Annotated in this window: 20 protein-coding genes; 12 read left to right on the top strand and 8 right to left on the bottom strand. The window is 69.9% G+C overall.

Annotation, left to right across the window (positions count from 1 at the left end; translation table 11 throughout):
* Positions 1-71: 71 nt before the first annotated feature.
* Complete coding sequence (locus AC5RVG_RS02225; RefSeq protein WP_494012562.1) at positions 72-1643, bottom strand: aminopeptidase P family protein; 1572 nt, start codon at positions 1641-1643, stop codon at positions 72-74.
* 75 nt (positions 1644-1718) lie between these two features.
* Here AC5RVG_RS02225 and AC5RVG_RS02220 point away from each other — a divergent pair, with 75 nt between their 5' ends.
* Together AC5RVG_RS02220 and AC5RVG_RS02215 are read left to right on the top strand one after the other, a co-directional pair.
* Positions 1719-2582, top strand: coding sequence for a PHP domain-containing protein (locus AC5RVG_RS02220; protein WP_494000281.1), 864 nt, complete (start codon positions 1719-1721; stop codon positions 2580-2582).
* Positions 2579-2695, top strand: coding sequence for a putative transporter small subunit (locus AC5RVG_RS02215; protein WP_494012561.1), 117 nt, complete (start codon positions 2579-2581; stop codon positions 2693-2695). The genes AC5RVG_RS02220 and AC5RVG_RS02215 overlap by 4 nt, the downstream gene beginning before the upstream one ends.
* A gap of 84 nt (positions 2696-2779) precedes the next feature.
* On the opposite strand, the gene AC5RVG_RS02210 is transcribed toward AC5RVG_RS02215, so the two are convergent.
* The 3 genes from AC5RVG_RS02210 to AC5RVG_RS02200 all read right to left on the bottom strand — a co-directional run bounded on the left by AC5RVG_RS02210 (position 2780) and on the right by AC5RVG_RS02200 (position 7183).
* Positions 2780-3697, bottom strand: coding sequence for a DNA-methyltransferase (locus AC5RVG_RS02210; protein WP_494012560.1), 918 nt, complete (start codon positions 3695-3697; stop codon positions 2780-2782).
* Complete coding sequence (locus AC5RVG_RS02205) at positions 3697-5316, bottom strand: DEAD/DEAH box helicase (protein WP_494001282.1); 1620 nt, start codon at positions 5314-5316, stop codon at positions 3697-3699. The genes AC5RVG_RS02210 and AC5RVG_RS02205 overlap by 1 nt, the downstream gene beginning before the upstream one ends.
* A gap of 325 nt (positions 5317-5641) precedes the next feature.
* A complete protein-coding gene (locus AC5RVG_RS02200) occupies positions 5642-7183 on the bottom strand; it encodes an RNB domain-containing ribonuclease (RefSeq protein WP_494012559.1) in 1542 nt (513 codons plus the stop codon).
* A 51-nt stretch (positions 7184-7234) separates the two neighbouring features.
* Here AC5RVG_RS02200 and AC5RVG_RS02195 point away from each other — a divergent pair, with 51 nt between their 5' ends.
* Both AC5RVG_RS02195 and AC5RVG_RS02190 read left to right on the top strand, forming a co-directional pair.
* Positions 7235-7930: a ferritin-like fold-containing protein gene (locus AC5RVG_RS02195; protein ID WP_494012558.1), complete on the top strand. Its 696-nt coding sequence runs from the start codon at positions 7235-7237 to the stop codon at positions 7928-7930.
* Positions 7931-8039: 109 nt separating this feature from the next.
* Complete coding sequence (locus tag AC5RVG_RS02190) at positions 8040-8375, top strand: 4a-hydroxytetrahydrobiopterin dehydratase (RefSeq protein WP_494000276.1); 336 nt, start codon at positions 8040-8042, stop codon at positions 8373-8375.
* Positions 8376-8398: 23 nt separating this feature from the next.
* Here the strand turns inward: AC5RVG_RS02190 and AC5RVG_RS02185 are convergent, their stop codons facing one another.
* Genes AC5RVG_RS02185 through AC5RVG_RS02175 form a run of 3 tightly spaced genes read right to left on the bottom strand, consistent with a single transcriptional unit; the run spans position 8399 to position 9607 of the window.
* Positions 8399-8698, bottom strand: a complete 300-nt coding sequence (locus AC5RVG_RS02185; RefSeq protein ID WP_494000275.1) for a hypothetical protein — start codon at positions 8696-8698, stop codon at positions 8399-8401.
* 6 nt (positions 8699-8704) lie between these two features.
* Positions 8705-8929 carry a DUF3107 domain-containing protein gene (locus tag AC5RVG_RS02180; protein ID WP_136784705.1) on the bottom strand — a complete coding sequence of 75 codons (225 nt, stop codon included), beginning with the start codon at positions 8927-8929 and terminating at the stop codon, positions 8705-8707.
* Between the two features lie 57 nt (positions 8930-8986).
* Positions 8987-9607, bottom strand: coding sequence for a TetR/AcrR family transcriptional regulator (locus tag AC5RVG_RS02175; RefSeq protein ID WP_494000274.1), 621 nt, complete (start codon positions 9605-9607; stop codon positions 8987-8989).
* A 118-nt stretch (positions 9608-9725) separates the two neighbouring features.
* Between AC5RVG_RS02175 and moeB the strand changes: the two genes are divergently transcribed.
* Complete coding sequence (gene moeB / locus AC5RVG_RS02170; RefSeq protein ID WP_494012557.1) at positions 9726-10910, top strand: molybdopterin-synthase adenylyltransferase MoeB; 1185 nt, start codon at positions 9726-9728, stop codon at positions 10908-10910.
* A gap of 48 nt (positions 10911-10958) precedes the next feature.
* On the opposite strand, the gene AC5RVG_RS02165 is transcribed toward moeB, so the two are convergent.
* Positions 10959-12284 (bottom strand): glutamyl-tRNA reductase, encoded by a 1326-nt coding sequence (locus AC5RVG_RS02165; RefSeq protein WP_494000272.1) that lies wholly within the window; start codon positions 12282-12284, stop codon positions 10959-10961.
* A 192-nt stretch (positions 12285-12476) separates the two neighbouring features.
* On the opposite strand from AC5RVG_RS02165, the gene hemE reads away from it, so the two are divergent.
* From hemE to hemB, 7 genes are all read left to right on the top strand, one after another.
* Positions 12477-13538: a uroporphyrinogen decarboxylase gene (gene hemE / locus AC5RVG_RS02160; RefSeq protein ID WP_494012556.1), complete on the top strand. Its 1062-nt coding sequence runs from the start codon at positions 12477-12479 to the stop codon at positions 13536-13538.
* Between the two features lie 2 nt (positions 13539-13540).
* Positions 13541-15016, top strand: a complete 1476-nt coding sequence (gene hemG / locus AC5RVG_RS02155) for a protoporphyrinogen oxidase (RefSeq protein ID WP_494012555.1) — start codon at positions 13541-13543, stop codon at positions 15014-15016.
* Positions 15017-15078: 62 nt separating this feature from the next.
* Complete coding sequence (hemQ, locus tag AC5RVG_RS02150) at positions 15079-15786, top strand: hydrogen peroxide-dependent heme synthase (RefSeq protein ID WP_494012554.1); 708 nt, start codon at positions 15079-15081, stop codon at positions 15784-15786.
* A 56-nt stretch (positions 15787-15842) separates the two neighbouring features.
* The gene (locus tag AC5RVG_RS02145) at positions 15843-16976 is read left to right on the top strand and encodes a ferrochelatase (RefSeq protein ID WP_494012995.1); all 1134 of its coding nucleotides are present in this window, start codon (positions 15843-15845) and stop codon (positions 16974-16976) included.
* The gene (hemC, locus tag AC5RVG_RS02140; RefSeq protein WP_494000268.1) at positions 16973-17944 is read left to right on the top strand and encodes a hydroxymethylbilane synthase; all 972 of its coding nucleotides are present in this window, start codon (positions 16973-16975) and stop codon (positions 17942-17944) included. The genes AC5RVG_RS02145 and hemC overlap by 4 nt, the downstream gene beginning before the upstream one ends.
* 2 nt (positions 17945-17946) lie before the next feature.
* Positions 17947-18867 (top strand): uroporphyrinogen-III synthase, encoded by a 921-nt coding sequence (locus tag AC5RVG_RS02135; protein WP_494012553.1) that lies wholly within the window; start codon positions 17947-17949, stop codon positions 18865-18867.
* Positions 18864-19838 carry a porphobilinogen synthase gene (hemB, locus tag AC5RVG_RS02130; RefSeq protein WP_494000266.1) on the top strand — a complete coding sequence of 325 codons (975 nt, stop codon included), beginning with the start codon at positions 18864-18866 and terminating at the stop codon, positions 19836-19838. The genes AC5RVG_RS02135 and hemB overlap by 4 nt, the downstream gene beginning before the upstream one ends.
* Positions 19839-19858: the final 20 nt, after the last annotated feature.

Below are 19858 nucleotides of genomic sequence, written 5' to 3'. Positions count from 1 at the left end.
GGGAAGGGATCCGCCGTCGCAGACGGCGGATCCCTTCCCTGGCGTTGCTCCGGCCACGGCTGCCGGGGGCGCTATTCCCCTGACGTGCCGTAGATGCCGGCCATCCAGGACTCCACGTCCTCGGGCTTGCGCGGCAGGGCCGCCGACAGGTTCACGGGGCCGTCGGCGGTCATCAGGATGTCGTCCTCGATCCGCACCCCGATGCCGCGGTATTCGGCCGGAACGGACAGGTCTTCGTCCTTGAAATAGAGTCCGGGCTCGATCGTGAACACCATGCCCGGGGTGAGCACGCCGTCCAGGTACAGCTCGCGCTTCGCCTGCGCACAGTCATGGACGTCCAGGCCCAGGTGGTGGCTGGTGCCGTGCGGCATCCAGCGCCGGTGGTGCTGGCCCTCTGGGGAGAGCGCCTCGGCCAGGGGAACAGGCAACAGGCCCCACTCGTCCAGCCGCTCGGCGAGCACGGTCACGGCGGCGGTGTGCACGTCACGGAACTTCACGCCCGGCTGCGCGGCGGCAAAACCGGCGTCGGCGGCATCGAGTACCGCCTGGTAGATCCTGCGCTGGACCTCGGTGAACGTGCCGTTGACCGGCAGCGTGCGGGTCACGTCCGCGGTGTACAGGGAGTCGGCTTCCACGCCTGCGTCCAGCAGCAGCAGGTCTCCGGCCTTCACCTGCCCGTTGTTGCGGATCCAATGCAGGATGGTTGCGTTGTTGCCGCTGGCGGCGATGGTGTCGTAGCCCAGGTCGTTGCCTTCTTCGCGTGCCCGGGCAAAAAACGCGCCCTCCACCACGCGTTCGCCCCGCTCGTGCGTCAGTGCGCGAGGCAGCACCTTGACCACCTCGTGGAAGCCGTTCACCGTGGCCTCCACGGCCTTCTTCATCTCCTGGACTTCCCACTCGTCCTTGAGCAGGCGCAGTTCGGACAGCGCTTCGGAGAGCTTGCCGTCGAGCCGGTCTGATTCCTCCAAATCCACGCCGGTGTTGATCCGGGAGGTGTCCACGAGGGCGTCCACGTTCAGGTCGACCTCACGCAGCAGCCGGATGCGCATGCCGCCCACATGGACGACGCCGGCATCCTTGGTGATCGCGACCTCGAGTTCGCCCAGGTCGGCGGTGGGCAGGCCCAACCGGCGGCTCAGCTCCTCCAGCGTGGGCCGGGGACCGATCCAGAACTCGCCGTACCGGGCGTTGGCGTAGAACTCGGCGGAATCCCGGCCGGACATGGGGCGGAAGTACAGCGTGGCCCGGTGGTGGCCGCCGTCGTCACCAGATCCCGCCTCGGTGGGTTCCATGACCAGCACGGCATCCGGCTCATTGTCCAGGCCCAAGCCCGTGAGGTGGGCGAAGCCCGAATGCGGGCGAAAGCGGTAGTCGGTGTCATTGGAGCGGACCTTCAGCGGGCCGGCCGGAATGACCAGGCGTTCGCCGTGGAAGTGCTCCGAGAGAGCCCGACGGCGGCGCGCGGCGTAGGGTGCGACGGCTTCCTGCTCCGGTGCGGACGAGCCGGCCGGAGCCCAATGGCTGCCCATGAACTCCTTGAAGGCATCCGATTCCGGGCGCTGGGAACGGTTGTTGACGCGGTCTTCCAGCGGCTGCTCCCCGGCAGGCTGCTGTGAGGCGTCCTCATTCTGGTAAGTACTCACCGGTCCATCGTCTCACCGGCCCAAGGCGCTGCCAACATCGGCGCCCGGCAGGGGCTCCTGGCGTAAATTAGTTCTGTGATGATCGACCTGCACGCGCATTCCACGGTTTCCGACGGCACCGAACCGCCCGCCGAGGTGGTGCGTGCCGCCGCAGCCGCCGGTCTTGACGTCGTGGCGCTGACCGACCACGACTCCACTGCCGGCTGGGAAGCGGCACGAACCGCCGCCGTCGAGGCAGGCCTGGGGTTTGTGCCCGGCATGGAGGTCACGTGCCGGACCGTGGAGGGCATCAGCGTGCATGTGCTCTCCTATCTCCACGATCCAGCACACCCCGGCCTGCTGGCCGAAATCAACAAGGCCCGCGACGCGCGGAGGACCCGGGCCGAACGGATGGTGGAACTGCTCGCCGAGGACTTCCCCATCTCGTGGGCAGAGGTCACGGCCCGGGCCGGGCACGGGGCGACCATCGGCCGGCCGCACATCGCCGACGCATTGGTGGCGGCGGGGATCGTGTCTGACCGCAGCGAGGCCTTCGCCCGGATCCTGACCGCCCACTCGCGCTACTACGTGTCGCACTACGCGCCCGACCCGGCCACCGCCGTCGCCCTGGTGCGCGAGGCGGGGGGAGTGCCGGTCTTTGCCCATCCTGTGGCCAGCAGCAGGGGCCGGGTGGTCGGCGATGCCGTCGTCCGAGAGATGCTCGACGCGGGGCTGGCCGGGGTGGAGATCGATCACCGGGACAACCCGGAAGAGGGCAGGGAACAGCTGCGCCGGCTGGCCGCCAAGCACGATCTGATAGTCACCGGTTCCAGCGATTACCACGGCGCGGGCAAGCCGAACCGGCTGGGCGAAAACACCACCGACCCGGCCATGCTGGACCGCATCCTCGCCGCCGGGACGGGCGCTGCGGCGCACCTTCCCGGCCGCATCGCCCGGTGACGCTTTACGTCCTCGTCTGGCCGGTCATTGTGGCCGCAACCCTGTACGTCATTGCCCGCGGCTTCTTCAAGGAGTGGGCTCAGGCGCGCCGGGAGGGCCGCGGCATCATCTAGCCGCCGCCCCGGGACACCACAACGACGGCGGGGCGCGGTCCGGTTCCTGGAACCGGACCGCGCCCCGCCGTTCTTTTCCGCCGGTTAAGTTTCCCCGGCGCCGACCGTGGCCTCGGCACCCACGGCGGCCTCTGCTCCGGCGGCCTCAACCACTGCCGCGTGGCGGCCCAGCCGTTTGCGCATGACGTCGATGGCCTGCGGGTTCTGGTCCACGCAGACGAACCGCCGGTCCATGCCGGCGGCCACGGCGCCGAGCGTCCCGGAGCCGGCAAAGAAGTCGAGCACCCAGTCGCCGGGCCGGCTGCTCGCGGCAACCATCCGGCGCAGCAGCCCTTCGGGCTTCTGGGTAGGATAGCCGGTCTTCTCCCGGCCGGTGGGGGAGACGATGGTGTGCCACCAGACATCGGTCGGGAGCTTGCCGCGGGCGGCCTTCTCCGCGGTCACCAGGCCCGGAGCCATGTACGGCTCGCGGTCCACTTCCGCGTTGTCGAAGTGGTACGCCTTCGGGTTCTTCACGTAGACCAGGATGTTGTCGTGCTTGGCGGGCCAGCGGTTGCGCGCACGGGCGCCGTAATCGTAGGCCCAGATGATCTCGTTCAGGAAGCTCTCGCGGCCGAAGAGCATATCCAGCAGCACCTTGGCATAGTGCACCTCGCGGTAATCCAGGTGCAGGTACAGCGTGCCGTCGTCGGCCAGCAGCCGCCACGCCTCGGAGAGGCGGGGCTCCAGGAAGGACCAGTAGTCGTCGAACGCGTCGTCATAGCTGGCGAGCGTGCCCTTGACCGTCTGGTACGACTTGCCCTTGAACCCGATGCGGTCGCCTTCGCCATCGGCGCTGCGCACCATGGAGGTCTGCTGCCGGACCTGGGCCCGGCCGGTGTTGAACGGCGGGTCCAGGTAGATCATGGTGAAAGCGCCGTCGGGCAGCGTGGGCAGGAAGTCGGCGTTGTCCGCCCGGACTACCAGCGAGCTGCCGTCGGGCGTCCACCGGATACCGGCCACTATTCCCCGCTGGCGCCGTCGGTGACCTGCTGGGCGGTCCCGTTGACGACCTCGCCGTTGCGGCGGCGGGTGCGTGAACGCTTCCGGCGCGGCTTGTCGGCCGAGGCGACGGTCGTGTTCTCGGTGGCTGCCTCCTCGGTGCCGCGGCGCTGCCGCGGGTTGCCCGAGTCGGACCGGCCCTGCGGGCCGCCCTGGCGTGCGCCGCCGCGGCGCGCACCGCCGCGGCCGCCGTCCTGTCGCTGGCCGCCGGAGCGGGCAGGGTGCTTTCCGGTCTCGCCCAGGTCTTCGAGCTTCTCGGCGTCGATGCCGGCTAACTTGCGCTGGCTGCGCGGAAGCCTGCCCTTGGTGCCTTCGGGAATGTTCAGGTCGGTGAACAGGTGCGGGGAGGAGGAGTAGGTCTCCTGGGGTTCCGGCACGTCCAGGCCGAGGGCCTTGTTGATCAGGCCCCAGCGCGGGACGTCGTCCCAGTCCACGAAGGTGACGGCGGTGCCCTTGTTACCGGCGCGGCCGGTCCGGCCCACCCGGTGCAGGTAGGCCTTCTCGTCTTCGGGGCACTGGAAGTTGATCACGTGGGTGACGTCTTCCACGTCGATGCCACGGGCTGCGACGTCGGTCGCGACCAGCACGTCCACCTTGTTGTTGCGGAACGCGCGCAGCGCCTGTTCGCGGGCGCCCTGGCCGAGGTCGCCGTGGATGGCGCCGGCGGCGAACCCGCGGTCGATCAGCTCCTCGGACAGCTTGGCGGCCGTGCGCTTGGTCTTGGTGAAGATGATGGTCCGGCCGCGGCCCTCGGCCTGCAGGATGCGGGCCACCACCTCGTCCTTGTCCAGGTTGTGTGCGCGGTAGACAACCTGGCGGATGTCCTTCTTGGTGATGCCTTCGTCGTCCGGGTCTGCGGCGCGGATGTGCGTCGGCTGCGTCATGTACCGCCGGGCCATGGCGATGACCGGTCCGGGCATGGTTGCGGAAAAGAGCATGGTCTGGCGTACGGCCGGGGTCGCGGCCAGCAGCGTCTCGACGTCCGGCAGGAAGCCCAGGTCCAGCATCTCGTCGGCTTCGTCCAGGACCACGATGCGGACGTTCTTCAGGCTCAGGTGCTTCTGGCGGTGCAGGTCGATCAGACGGCCGGGGGTGCCGACCACGACCTCGACGCCCTTCTGCAGCAGCTCGATCTGGGGCTCGTAGGCGCGGCCGCCGTAGATGACGGCGACGCGGGCGTTGCGCTGCTTGGAGGCGGTCATCAGGTCGTTGCCGACCTGCACGGCCAGTTCGCGCGTCGGCACAACGATCAGGGCCTGCGGCGCACCGGGCACCGGAAGCTTGTCGAAGCCGTCGTCGTCCGGTCCCACCACCCGCTGCAGCGCGGGGATGCCGAAGCCCAGGGTCTTGCCCGTACCGGTCTTGGCCTGGCCGATGATGTCGTGGCCGCCGAGGGCCACCGGCAGGGTCATGGACTGGATCGGGAAGGGGTGGGTAATGCCGGCGTCGAAAAGCGACCGCACGATGTCCGCGCGGACGTTGAAGTCGGCGAAGGTCTGCTTGGGCAGTTCGTGGGGGCGTTCGTCGGAGGCCAGCACGGCCTCGACGACCAGTTCTTCGGCGCTGTTGTCAGCGTGGATGAGCTGTTCGCCAGCCACCTGGATATTTTCAGTGTTCAATTACATACCGTTCATTCAGGCGCCGACGCCGGCGGTGCTCAACGGTCCCGCAGATGCTGCGGGAGCGGAACAAGGCGGAAGCGTGGCGCAACCAGTGGAAGCCGATCGCGGGCTAACAACTGCTTTCCCGGCCGGCCAACGAGGCAGCCAAGGAGGTTAAAGATCGCGTAGGGACGGATCTGTTGATGGATTCACTTCACTCAATCAACGACCGGGCATCCAGTACTACACGGTTAAGTCTACCGGTCGTTGGCAAACCGGCCCCCGCGCCGCACCGTGCGGGCACTTAACCGTCGGCCAGTTCAAAGTGCAGGCGCCGTTCCCCGATGTCCGCCATGGTCAAGCGAACGCGCACCGTGGCCCCTGCCGCCAGGATTCCCGAGCACCGTGCGGTGACCGGCGGGTCGCTGAGCTGAACCACGCCGTACGGCTCCTGGCCGCCGTTGCCTTTGCCCCTGCCGGCCACCAGGACCTTCCCGTTGCCGTTCCCGTTCCCGCTCCCGTTGCGGCCGCCGGCGCCGTTTCCGTTTCCGTTGCCCGGGTACCGGGTGCCGGTGATCACGACGGCGTCGAATTCTTCCCCGACGCGGTGGCTCAGCAGCGCCGTTTCAACGGCGTCCAGGGCGGCGCGGTCCACCCGCCCCGCCAACTGGTCGGAAGCCGCCATCAGCTTGGGCAATTCCTCCAGCGCGTCCTGGGCCCACTGCGGGACGGGTTCGCCGGCGCACAGGGCATGGCAGATCACCAGCACGAAACGGTCCACCAGCCGCCGCAGGGGAGCCGTGGCGTGCGCATAGGGTGCGGCAATGGCGGCCTGCTGCCGTTCGGGCGGGAGCTCGCCGACGAACGGCGTGTAGCCGGCACCGCGGAAGAGGGCGGTGGCCCCGTGCATCAGGGCCAGTTGCTTGGGATCGGTGGTGTCCAGGCTGCGCAGATAGTCGCCGTAGGCCATCTCGTGCGGCCACGGGAACCCCAACGCCTCGGTCTGCCGGCGGTACTGGGCCTCGGCGTCAGCGTCCGGTCCCGGCATGGTGCGCAGTATCCCGATCCGGCCTGCCAGCATGATCTCGGCCGCGGCCATCCCGGTCATCAGCGATATCTGGGCGTTCCAATCCTCCACCGGCAACGGCGGCCTGGTGACAATGAAGTAGTGCCGGCCGTCATGGGCAATCTCCTGGTCGGGGACATTCAGGCTCGCCCCGCCGCGCTCGCGTTCGAGCTCCACCCGCTTGCTGCCCACTTCCTTCAGCAGCAGCAGGGTGGGCGCCGCATCGCCCGAATCGATGTCCTGCTGCACCTGCTCGTAGTTCAGCTTGGCCCGGCTCCGCACCTTGGCGCGTTCCAGGGTGGCCGCGGTGACCCGCGCGGCGGCGTCGAGCTCGAATCGCCACACATAGGCTGACCGCAGCTGGTCCGCCAGCAGCGACCCGGCCTGTTCGCCGATGACGTCGGGATGCAGCGGGATCCGTCCGTCCGGGGCGTAGATGGTCTGGCCCCGCCGCCGGGTTTCGGCATCCAGTTCGCCGCCGGCCTCCACAAAGGAGGGGACGTCGGCGATCGCGTACCAGACCGTGTAACCGCCGTCGGTGGACTCGATGTACAGGGCCTGGTCCAAGTCGGTGGACGCGGGCGGATCGATGGTCACGAATTCCAGTGCGGTCAGATCGGTCTCCGGCAGCCGATGGGCGGCCACGGCGGCCCGGGCCTCCGCGAGTGCGCCCGCGTCGAACTCCTGCGGCAGGTCGAACTCTGTCCGCAGGTCTTTCAGCACCCGTGCCAGCAGATGCTGGGACTCGTTGACCTTCGGGTCCAAATGCGGGTACGGCACACGGTTAGCCTAACGGCAGCCGCGTCGAAATGGGACGCTACCCTTGGATTCATGAGCACCGTGAGCACCGTTCCCGCAGCGCCCGGCGAGGATTCCGGCCGCCGCCGGCAATTCCTGATCGATCTGTACGGCGTGATGGCCTACGGCGAGCTGTCCGCCTTCGAGCGGTTTTCCTCCGACGCACGCTTTTCGCCCACCCTGCATGACCGGGCCGCAGTCGGCCGGCTCGCGGTGACCGAGTTTGAACATTTCGAGGCCGTGGCCGCGCAGCTGGAGCAACTCGGCGTGGACGTGGAAACGGCCATGGCCCCTTTCCAGCCCTCCATCGATGCCTTCCACGACCGGACGCGCCCGGCCGACTGGTACGAGTCCCTGATGAAGGCCTACGTCACCGACGGCGTGCTGGGGGACTTCTACCTGCACATCGCCGGAGCCCTCGACAGCGAGACGCAGAAGCTGGTCGCCCGGATCAAGGAAAACACCGAGCAGATCTCCATGATCGCGGCCCGGCTGCAGCAGGTGCTGGCCGACGATCCACGGCTGGCCTCGCGGCTGGCGCTGTGGGGGCGCAGGCTGGTGGGGGAGGCCTTGACCCAGGCACAGCGGATCGGGATTGAGCGCGCCGTGCTCAGCGAGCTGATGCGGGGGCAGGATCCCGACCGGCAGGCACAGGCCACCGGAGAGTTGTTTGCCCGGCTGACCCAAAACCATTCGCGCCGAATGAATGACCTGGGCCTGACGGCGTGAGCGCAGGCCTTCAACGGGGTTGGCTTCACCGGTAGGCTGGCGGCACAGGCGGCCGCAAGCCGCGGCAGCCGGGCCGCGCGGCAGACCGCCGCGCAACCGGGAGGGCATCGTGGGACGTGCGAAAGACGTACTCGACAGTGAGGAAATAGACCGGCAGCTGCGCGGGTTGCCGCAGTGGCGCTACGCGGACGGAGCGCTGGTCAGCGCGTTCAAGCTGGACAATGGGCGCGAGGCCCTGAATTTCATTGCCGCCGTGGGCGACCTGGCCGAGGAGCAGCGGCACCACCCGGACCTGGACTGGCGGTACAACAAGGTCTTGTTGCGCTTCACGTCGCATGACGCCGATTCGGCAGTCACTACCCGTGACGTGTCCGCGGCGGCAGCGGTGAGCGTGCTGGCGCGGAAGCTTGGCGCGGACGCGGACCCGGACGGCTATCCCGGCTAGCTTTCCTGCCCGGCCGGCTTCGTTCAGCCCAGCAGGGCGGTCAGCCGTTCGGTATCCCGCTGCACGCGGCGGCGTCCGATCCACCAGGCACCGGCCCACGCGGCCGGAACGGAAACGGCCATCGGCAGCAGCCAGGACAGGAAGTGCACGCCCGGTTCGGAGCCGAGGCCGGCGGCCATGAGGACGAACCAGAGCAGCACCGCCGCCGCCACCGCGATCCCGGGCAGCAGCAGCACCCCGTAGGCGTGGCGCCGCCGGTCCACCGCCCAGGCGGTGAAGCCGACGGCGGCGGCGACGAGCACCAGCAGGACCAGTGCGACCATGGGTGGTTAGAGAGCGCCGAATCCGACGGGGCGCGGCCCCTCGGCGCCGATCTCGACGTAGGCCAGGACATTGGACGGGATGATGACCAGGCGTCCCTTGGCGTCGGTCAGGCGCAGCTCGGCGCCGCCGTTCATGGCGCGGCTCGCGATCTCGGCCACCTCGTCCGGCGACTGCGACGAATCGAGCACGATTTCACGGCCGACGTTCTGCATGCCGATCTTCACTTCCACGCTGATGCCTCCTGGTAATGCTGTAAGCCGGGTGGGTTCCCTACTGGCGAATCTATCCTAGGGTTCCTTCGGGAACCGTGAAATTCCGCGCCAAGCTAAACGGTAGATCAGTTCGCTCGCGGCGTCCTGGTCCAGTTCCCCGCCTGAGCGCAGCCAGTGCCGGGCACTGATCTGCGCCATGCCGGCCAGGGCCCGGCCCAGCAGTGTGGCCTCGACCGCCGAGAGCTTGGTGTCCTCGGCGATGACTCCGGCGATGGCGCTGGCCAGCCGCGCGTTGAAGTCCTCCAAGCGGCCGCTCACGTCGGGGTCGTTGTTCAGGTCGGATTCGAAGACCAGCCGGTGCGCCTGGCTGTCTTGGGCGATGAACTGGTAGTAGGCCCGGATGGTGGCGTGCACGCGGAGTTTGTTGTCCGTCGTCGAGTTCAGCGCAGCCATCAGCATCGCGTTCAGCGATTCCAGGTGGTGATCCAGCAGGGCCAGATAGAGCTCCCGCTTGCCGGGGAAGTGCTGGTAGAGCACCGGCTTGCTCACGTTCGCTGCGTCGGCGATCTCGTCCATCGCCGCCGCATGGTAGCCATTGACCACGAAGACCTCGTGTGCCGCCTGCAGCAGCTGGCGCCGTCGTTCCTCCCGCGGCAGTCGGGTGGGCTTGGCGGCTGAGCGGGGTTCTGTCGTCACGGTAGTACTCGGCCTCTTCCGGCGCTGCGGTCAGGAAAACTTACAGCGCCACGGTGCAGTAAGTGTCAGTCCCGACCAGTCTACGCACCAGCAACCGGCTGGGGCGTAGATTGGAAGAATGAGCACCTTGGAGACCCGGCGGCTGCCGCCGCTCGTGGAACCGGCAGCGTCCCTCAGCAAGGCCGAGACCGAGCGGTATTCGCGGCACCTGATCATCCCCGAAGTCGGCATGGCCGGCCAGCTGAGGCTGAAGAACGCCAGGGTGCTGGTGATCGGCGCCGGCGGCCTCGGATCGCCGGCCATGCTGTACCTGGCCGCTGCGGGGGTGGGCCGGATCGGGATCGTGGACGACGACGCGGTGGAAGCGAGCAACCTGCAGCGCCAGGTCATCCATGGCGTGGCGGACCTGGGGCGCAGCAAGGCGGCCTCGGCGCGGGACAGCATCCTGGCGCTGAACCCCGGAGTGGATGTGGTGCTGCACGAGGTCCGGCTGGACACCGGCAACGTCCTGGAAATTTTCGCCGGCTACGACGTCATCCTGGACGGCACCGACAACTTCGCCACCCGGTATCTGGTCAATGACGCCGCCGCGCTGCTGGGCAAGCCCTACGTGTGGGGATCCATCCTGCGGTTCGACGGGCAGGTCAGTGTCTTCTGGGACGCCCACGGGCCGAACTACCGCGATCTCTATCCGGAGGCGCCGCCGCCCGGTTCGGTGCCGTCCTGCGCCGAGGGCGGTGTGCTCGGCGTCCTGTGCGCACAGATCGGCTCCGTGATGGTCAACGAGGCGATCAAGCTGATCACCGGCATCGGGCAGACGCTGTTGGGCCGGGTCCTGGTCTTCAATGCCCTCCAGATGAGCTGGCGGGAGCTGAAGGTGCGCAAGGATCCGGACGCCGAGCCGATCACCGGGCTGGCCGACTACGAGGCGTTTTGCGGGGTCGCGCCGCCGCGCCGGGTCGATGCCGACCACGCCGTCGACGCCCGCACCCTGTCCCGGATGCTGGCCGACCGCGATGCCGGCGGGGGCGACTTCGAGCTGATCGACGTCCGCGAACCGGGCGAATACGAAGTGGTGAACATTCCCGGCGCCGTCCTGGTTCCGAAGGGACGCATCCTGTCCGGCGAGGCCCTGGACGACCTGCCCCGGGACAGAGACCTGGTTTTCCACTGCAAATCGGGCGCGCGCTCGGCCGAAGTCCTGCAGAGCCTGCTGGCGCGGGGCTACACCCGGGTATCCCACCTCGACGGTGGAATCCTGGCGTGGGTCAGGGACGTGGAGCCCTCGAAGCCGGTGTACTAAGGGTCGCCCTGGCGCCGGCCGCGGCCGGCTGCAGGCGCCGGGGCCGCCTCAGGCAGTGGCGGCCTCGTCGCCGTGCGCGACCGGGCAGGACGCCGCGTCCGCGGCCCGGGGCAGGGCGGGGTCTTCGACCGTGATGCCGTACAGCGCTTCCAGGGCGGCAATGTAACGCTCCTGCTCGCCGTTGGCGGCCAGTTCCCGCGCCCGCACGGTGGGCAGGTGCAGCAACTGCTTGACCATGCGGCGCATGGCGAACTCGACTTCCTGGGCCGGGCCGGTGCAGCCGTGCTGCGAGCGCACTTTCTCGAGCTCGTTCTCCAGTACCTGCATGGTGTGCTTGCGAAGCGCCACGATGGCGGAGTCCACGCTGCGCGCCTGCCGGCTGGCCTCGAAGCTGCGCGCCGCGTTGGCGACGATCTCGGCCGCCTGCTGCACGGATTCGGCCTGCTCCTCGGGCGCGGCCATCCGCACGGACTCCAGCGTGATCAGCTCCACGCCCTCGAGCGCGCCCACGGCGGGATCAAAGTCGTGGCTCAGCGCGAGGTCGATGATCGTGAGCGGCTTGTCGACGCCGGTGCGCACCCCGGCCACGCGCTCGGCACTGACCTGGTTGTCGCTGCCGCTGCAGCCGATGACGACGTCGGCGGAAGCCATCGCGCTGTCCAGCGCCGCGTGGGTCAGCGGGACGCCGCCGCGGGTTTCGGTGAACGCCGCGGCGCGGCCGGAAGCCGAGTAGACGCTGATGTGGGTGCAGCCGCGTTCGCGCAGCAGCGCCATGGTGGCCCCGGCATACGCGCCGGTCCCGAAGAGTACAACCTGCTTGCCCGACCAGTCCTTCTCGACGGCCAGATCCGTGGCGAGGTCGAGCGCGACCGACACGATCGAAAGCCCGCGGCCGCCGAGTGCCGTCTGCGTCCCGACGTCCTTGGCCGTCCGGGAAGCGGTCTGGAAGAGCCGGACCAGCCCCCCGCTCGCGGTGCCCTTTTCCTGCGCCTCGATCAGGGCCCGACGCACCTGGCCGGCCACCTCGCGTTCGCCGACCACGGCCGAATCCAGGCCGGCCCCGACCGCGAACAGGTGCCGCGCAACATCCTCGCCGGTGTTCACGTCGAAGGAGCGGGCGACCAGCGCGTCGTCCAGCCCCGAGCAGCGGCTGATCTGTTCAATGAGCGCGGCGCGGGCGGCCTCCAGGTCGGACTCGCTCTCGGTCTCGCAGTAAACTTCCACCCGGTTGCAGGTAGCCAGGACCACGGCTCCGGTGACCGGGGACCCGTCTGCGAGCACGTCGGTATCGATCCGGGAGGTGCCGGCACTCAGGCGGGCCACCGTTTCCAGATCGACCTTGGAATGGGTTGCAACAAGTGAAAGTAAGACCACAGCGCCTCTATCTTAGCGGGAAGCCAGCGTCGGCTCCTCCAAGCTTGGCCCATTAACCCGGCGTTAACCTGGTTTCGGGCGCCGCCGGCGCCGGTGATATTGGCCACTCGGGCCGGTGGCCGCCGCCATCCCGCGCTCCCGGCGCCGCCCGCGGTTGGCCAGAAGCAGGGCCGCTGGACCAGAATCTATGTCATGACACTCAATGCTTCCCATCCCCTGGTGGATGGGCGTACCGCCGACTCGGACCTGATCACCGCCTACCGCGGAGGGAAGCCGGGCCGCCGTCCTGTCTGGTTCATGCGGCAGGCCGGGCGCTCATTGCCCGAATACAAGGAAGCGCGGCAGGGCATCGCGATGCTGGATGCCTGCCTGAAACCGGAACTGGCGGCGGAAATCACCCTGCAGCCGGTGCGCCGCCACGATGTGGACGCAGGCATCTTCTTCTCCGACATCGTTATCCCGTTGAAGCTGGCCGGGGTGGATGTTGACATCGTCCCCGGTGTCGGCCCGGTCCTGGGCGCACCCGTCCGCACCGCCGCCGACGTCGCCGCCCTGCCGGTACTCACCGACGAATCGCTGGAGCCCATCCGCGAGGCGGTCCGGCTGACGGTGGCCGAGCTCGCTGCCAAGCCGCTGATCGGCTTCGCCGGCGCCCCGTTCACGCTTGCCGCGTACATGGTGGAGGGCCGGCCGTCCCGCGACCACTTGGGGCCGCGCACCATGATGCATGCCGACCCGGAGACCTGGGATGCCTTGGCCGGCTGGGCCGCCGACGCTTCGGGCAAGTTCCTGCGGGCGCAGTTGGAAGCGGGTGCCAGTGCGGGACAGCTGTTCGATTCCTGGGCGGGTTCGCTGTCCCTGGCTGACTACCGTCGGCGCGTGGCACCGGCGTCGTCGCGCGCGCTGGACCACGTCCGCCACCTGGGCGCGCCGCTGGTCCACTTCGGCACCGGCACGTCCGAACTGCTCGTGGCCATGCGCGACGTCGGGGCGGACGTGATCGGCGTCGACTACCGGCTGCCGCTGGACGAGGCGAACCGCCGGCTGGGCGGACGCACGCCGCTGCAGGGCAACATCGATCCGGCGCTGTTGTCGGCGCCGTGGGAGGTGCTGGAGGCCCATGTGCGCGAGGTGCTGGCCGCCGGCAGCGGCGCCCCGGGCCACGTGGTCAACCTGGGCCACGGCGTGCCGCCGGAGACGGACCCGGAGGTCCTGACCCGGGTGGTCAAGCTGATTCATTCCGTGGCCCCGTAGCCATGCAGCACCCGCATCCGCAGCCCGCCCGCCGTCCCGAACGGCAGGGCGGGCGCAAGCCCAAGCCGGGCACCGCCGTCGTCGTCGGCGGCGGGATCGGCGGCCTGGTCGCTGCGCGCGAGCTGGCGCTGGCCGGCGTCGAGGTGACGGTCCTGGAGCGTGGCCCCCGGTTCGGCGGCTGCGTGGTCCGGCATGAGGTGGGCGGGCTGATGCTCGACGCCGGCGCCGAATCTTTCGCGACGCGCTCCAGCGTGGTCCCGGACCTGATCGGCGAACTGGGCCTGGGCAACGACATTGTCCAGCCGAACCCGGCCGGCGCCTGGATCCAGCTGCCGGACGGTGCGCAACGGCTCCCGAAGACGGGCGTGCTCGGCATCCCGGCAGACCCTTCCGACCCGGACGTGGTGCGTGCCATCGGCCGCCGGGCGGCGTTGCGCGCCTCGGGCGACAAGGTCATGCCGCTGGGTTCGCTGCTGCGCCGCGAGCAGCTCAGCCTGGGCCAGCTGGTGCGCGCCCGGATGGGTGATGCCGTGCTGCAGAAACTGGTCGCGCCGGTGGCAGGCGGGGTGTACTCGGCGGATCCGGATGTGCTGGACGTGGACTCGGTGATGCCGGGCCTGCGCGCCTCGGTGGCCGCCCACGGGTCCCTGGCCGCCGCGGTGGGCGCCATCCGGAAGGCCGCCCCGGCCGGTTCCAACGTGGCCGGCATCGCCGGCGGCATGGGGCGGCTGGCCGAGGCCCTGCTGGCCGACCTGAAAGCCCGTCACGTGGCCCTGCACACCGGGGCGGAAGCCACAGCCGTCACCCGGCACGGCGGCGGGTGGCAGGTCGAGTCGGCGGCCGGGACGTTCCGCGCGGACGCCGTGATGCTGGCGGCCGATGGCGCTGCCGCCGTCCGGCTGCTCTCCGGCGCCGTCCCCGGGCTGGCCGGACTGGAACCCGAAACCGGACCCGCCGTCTCGCTGGTGACCCTGGTGGTGGACCTGCCCGACCTCGACGCCATGCCGCGGGGCACCGGCATGCTGGTGGCGCCGTCGGTGCGCAACGTCAAGGCCAAGGCACTCACCCATGCCACCGCCAAATGGCCGTGGCTGGCGGACGAAGCAGGCCCGGGAAGCCACGTGCTGCGGCTGTCCTACGGGCGCGCGGTGGGGCAGCGGGGCGCCGAGGACTTCACCGGCTGGGCCGACGACAGGCTCTACCGCCAGGCGCTGGCCGATGCCAGCTTCCTGCTGGGGGTGGCCGTGGGCGACGACGACGTGGTGGGCTCGAAGGTGGTGCGCTGGACCAACGCGCTTCCGTCCGCCACCGTGGGGCACCGCGAGCGGGTGGCAGCGGTGCGCCGCGAACTGGTTGCGCATCCCGGGCTGGGCAGCACCGGGGCATGGCTGGCGGGCACCGGGCTGGTGGCCGTGGTGGGGGACGCACGGCGCCGTGCACGCGATCTCGCCGCACGGCTGCAGCCGGCGGCGCACTGATCTTCTACAATATGTAGAAGTGGTTTTCGATTAATTACGATGCAGAAGGCAGACTGGTAAGCATGAGCGAATCGGCAAGGTCAGAGTCAGCAATCCCCGCCGCCGGCGGCACCGACGAGGAACTGTTCTACACCCTCTGGACGGTCTTTAAGCGCACCGGCGCACCGGTGGATCCGTCCGCGGCCGCGGCGTTCGATGAGACGGTTGCCGAACTCGCCGGCCGCAACGTCACCCTGCGCGGCGCGTACGACGTTTCCGCTATGCGCGAGGACGCCGACGTGATGATCTGGCTGCACGGACCGCAGCCGGACGAACTCCAGGCGGCGGTCCGCGACATCCGCAGGACCCCGCTGTTCGCCCCCGCCGAGATGGTCTGGTCCGCGATGGGCGTCCACCGCGATGCCGAATTCAGCAAGAACCACGCCCCGGCCTTCTCCCTGGGCAAGGACCCGGAGGCCTGGCTCTGCGTCTACCCCTTCGTGCGCTCCTACGAGTGGTACCTGCTGCCGGCCGAGGAACGCGGCAAGATGCTGCGCGACCACGGACTGCTCGGCCGCGACTTCCCGCAGGTGCTGTCCAACACGGTCGCCTCGTTCGCGCTGGGGGACTGGGAATGGATCCTGGCCCTGGAAGCCCCCGAACTGATCGACCTGGTGGACCTGATGCGCCACCTGCGCTACACCGACGCGCGCAACCACGTGCGCGAAGAGATCCCGTTCTACACCGGCAGGCGCATCAGCATTGCCGAAATCGCCGAGGTGCTGCGGTGAACCAGTCCGCCGAACCGTCCTTTGACCCGCGTGCCGGCGTCGCCGCCGACGGAACCATGCAGCCGAAGAAGTACGACGCCCTGCTGCTGGCCTCCTTCGGCGGCCCCGAGGGCCAGGACGATGTCATCCCCTTCCTCCGCAACGTCACCAGCGGCCGCGGGATCCCCGATGAACGGCTGGAAGAAGTCGCCACGCACTACCGCGCCAACGGCGGCGTCAGCCCCATCAACGCGCAGAACCGGGCACTGAAGGCGGCGCTCGAGGCCGAGCTGGCCCGCCGCGGGATCGAGCTGCCGGTGCTCTGGGGAAACCGCAACTGGGATCCGTACATCACCGATGTTTTCAAGGAAGCGTACGACGCCGGCCACCGCCGGGTGTTGGCCGTGACCACCAGCGCCTACGCCGGCTACTCAAGCTGCCGCCAGTACCGCGAGGACTTCGGCATGGCCCTGGTCGAGACCGGGCTCGCCGGCAAGCTGGAAGTGGACAAGGTGCGCCAGTACTTCGACCACCCGGGCTTCGTGGAACCGTTCGCCGAGGGCCTGGCCGAGGGCCTGGACCGGGTACGCGCCGACTTGTCCGCGCAGGGCGCCGCGGACGCGCCGGTCCACGTGATGTTCGCGACCCACTCCATTCCCCTCGGGGACGCCGAAAACGCCGGGCCCCGCGGGGTGGACTACGAGGGCGGCAGCGCCTACGTGGCGCAGCACCTGGCCACCGCCCGGGCCGTCCTGGACCGCGTTCCGGGAGCAGCCGGCGTCGACTGGTCCCTCGTCTACCAGTCCCGCTCCGGCGCGCCGCATGTGCCGTGGCTGGAGCCGGACATCAACGACGCGCTCGAAGAGCTGCCCGCGCAGGGGGTGAAGGGCGTGGTCATCGTGCCGCTGGGCTTTGTCAGCGACCACATGGAGGTGATGTGGGACCTGGACACGGAGGCACTGGAGACCTGCCGCGGCCTCGGGCTGGCCGCCGCCCGCGTGCCCACCCCGGGCGTGCACCGGAAGTTCGTCGAGGGCCTCGTGGACCTGGTCTGTGAGCGGACGGTGGAACAGCACCGCGCGGACCGCCCGGCGCTGACCGGCCTGGGACCCTGGATGGACGTGTGCATGCCCGGCTGCTGCGCCAACCGCCGCGGCGAGAAACCGACGGTGGCCGGCATGGATTCGACCGTGGGGGTGCCGCAGCCATGACCGTCACAGTCCGCATCGGCACCCGCGGCAGCGCCCTGGCGGTCACCCAGACCACCACCGTGGCCGAGGCGCTGGCCGCCGGCGGGGCCTTGGAGTATGAACTGGTCCGGATCAAGACCGAGGGCGACGTGCTGCGGGGGCCGCTGGCCCAGATCGGCGGAACCGGAGTCTTCACCGCCGCGCTGCGCGAGGCCCTGCTGGATGACCGCTGCGACGTGGCCGTGCATTCGCTGAAGGACCTGCCCACCGGCGTGGCCGACGGGCTGCAGATCGCCGCCATTCCCGCCCGCGTCGACGTCCGCGACGCCCTCTGCGCCCGGGACGGGCTGACCCTGGCCGGGCTGCCGGCCGGCGCCAAGGTCGGCACCGGCTCCCCGCGCCGGGCAGCCCAGCTGCGTGCCGCCCGCCCCGACCTGGACGTGGTGGATATCCGCGGCAACGTGGACACCCGCCTGGGACGGGTCAAGGGGCTCACGGGCGAAGAAAGGCACGAGGGAAAGCACGCAGATCTCGACGCCGTGGTGCTCGCCGCGGCCGGGCTGGCACGGCTGGGGCGCACCGAGCACGTCACGGAGCTGCTGGATCCGTCGGTCATGCTGCCGGCCCCCGGCCAGGGCGCGCTGGCCGTCGAATGCCGGGTTGCCGACGCAGCTTCCGGGACGGCGCTGGCCGGCGCGCTGGCCGACTACGACGACGCGGACACCCGCCTGGCGGTGACGGCCGAACGGTCGCTGCTGGCGCGGCTGGAAGCCGGCTGCAGCGCCCCGGTCGGGGCGTTGGCATCGGTCGACGCCGGCTCCCTGGTGCTGCGGGCCGTGGTCTGCAGCCCCGACGGCAGCCGGCTGCTGCACGGCGAGCGGACGGTGCAGGCAGCCGGTTCCGAGGATGCCGTGGCCCTGGGCGCACGACTGGCTGAAGAGCTGCTCGGGCAGGGTGCCGGCGACCTGATGAGCCTGGCCGGGCGCTGACGATGGCGTTGCTGTGGCAGCGCGGCGCGCCGGACAACCAGCTGCAGGGCCTGCGGGTGGTGCTGCCGCGCAGCCCAGACCGGGCGGCCGGCATGGCCGCCGAACTGGTCCGCCGCGGCGCGTCCCCCAGCGTCCTGCCGCTGATCGACTTCGAACGGACGGACAAGCCGGACGAACTGGACCAGGCCCTGACCCTGCTGGCGCAGAACAAGGCCGTCTGGCTGGTCATTACCAGCATCACGACGGTGCGGGCGCTGAAGGCGTGCGCACTGGAGCGTGGCACCAGCCTCGCCGCGCTGGCAGGGGACACGAAGATTGCGGCCGTCGGAAGCCCGAGCGCCAGGGCGCTGGAGGCCGAGGGCCTCACCGTCGACCTGGTGCCACCCGGCAGCATGGACGCCGTCGGCCTGGTCGATGCGTGGCCGCTGCCGCCGGAAACCGCCGGCGGCCCGGCCGAGCGGATGCTGGTCCTGCTGCCGCAGGCCGACATCGCGGCGCCCACGGTGTTCGAAGGCCTGATGGCGAAGGGCTGGCAGGTGCTGCCCGTGACCGCCTACCGCACGGTGGACTACCCCGCCCGTCCCGAGCTCCGCCTGACCGCGGAATTGGAGATCGCCGCCCGCGAGCCCGCCGACGACCTGGAACTCATCACGCCCGCGGAATTCCGCAGCCGCGCCGGCAACGGCGCCATCGACGCCGTCGTCCTGACCTCGCCCAGCGTCACCAGGCGGCTGGCGGTACTCCTTGACCCGTGGCCGGCCGGACTGCGGCTGATCGCGATCGGCACCAGTTCCGCTCGGCAGGGCGCCGAACTGGGCTTGGAGATCGCCGCCACCGCTGCCGAACCGACGCCGCCCGGCATCGCCGACGCCCTGGCGCGGTCGCTTGAAAACCATCCCACCGAACCAGAAGGAACGCCATGAGCTTCCCCTCCCACCGGCCGCGCCGGCTGCGGGCCACCGAGGCGATCCGCCGGATGACGGCGGAGGTCCGGACCCACCCGAACCAGCTGATCCTGCCCGCCTTCATCCGCGAAGGCCTCAGCGAACCGGTACCGCTGCAGTCCATGCCGGGCGTGGTCCAGCACACCACCGACACGCTCAAGCGCGCGGCCGCCGAGGCCGTGGAGCTGGGCCTCGGCGGCATCATGCTCTTCGGAGTTCCCCAGGTGCGTGACGCCACGGGCAGCGCCGGAGTGGATCCCGACGGCGTGCTGAACCGCGCCATCGCCGACGTGAAAGCGGAGGTCGGGAACGACCTGGTGGTGATGGGCGACGTCTGCCTGGACGAGTTCACCGACCACGGCCACTGCGGCGTGCTGGCCCCCGACGGCACCGTCGACAACGACGCCACGCTGTCGATCTACGCGGAAATGGCCGTCGCCCAGGCGGCTGCCGGCGCGGACGTGCTCGGTCCCTCCGGCATGATGGACGGACAGGTGGCGGTGATCCGGCAGGCACTCGACGAGGCCGGCTACCAGGACGTCTCCATCCTGGCGTACGCCGCAAAGTATGCCTCGGCCTTCTACGGGCCGTTCCGCGAAGCGGTCGACTCGCAGCTGACCGGGGACCGGCGGACCTACCAGATGGACGCCGCCAACCGGCGCGAAGCCATCCGGGAAGTGGAACTGGACCTGGCAGAAGGCGCGGACATGGTTATGGTCAAACCCGCGATGAGCTACCTGGACATCCTCTCCGACGTGGCGGAGATGTCTCCTGTGCCGGTGGCCGCGTACCAGATCTCCGGCGAGTACGCGATGATCGAGGCAGCCGCCGCCAATGGCTGGATCGACCGGAAGGCGGCCATCCTGGAATCTGTCCTGGGCATCCGCCGCGCCGGCGCCGACATGGTGCTGACCTACTGGGCCCCGGAAATCGCCCGCTGGCTGAAGTAACAGTTCACCGTCGGCCGCCG

The sequence above is a fragment of the Arthrobacter senegalensis genome (genome assembly GCF_059091765.1).
This window is presented reverse-complemented; position numbering and strand designations above follow the sequence as displayed.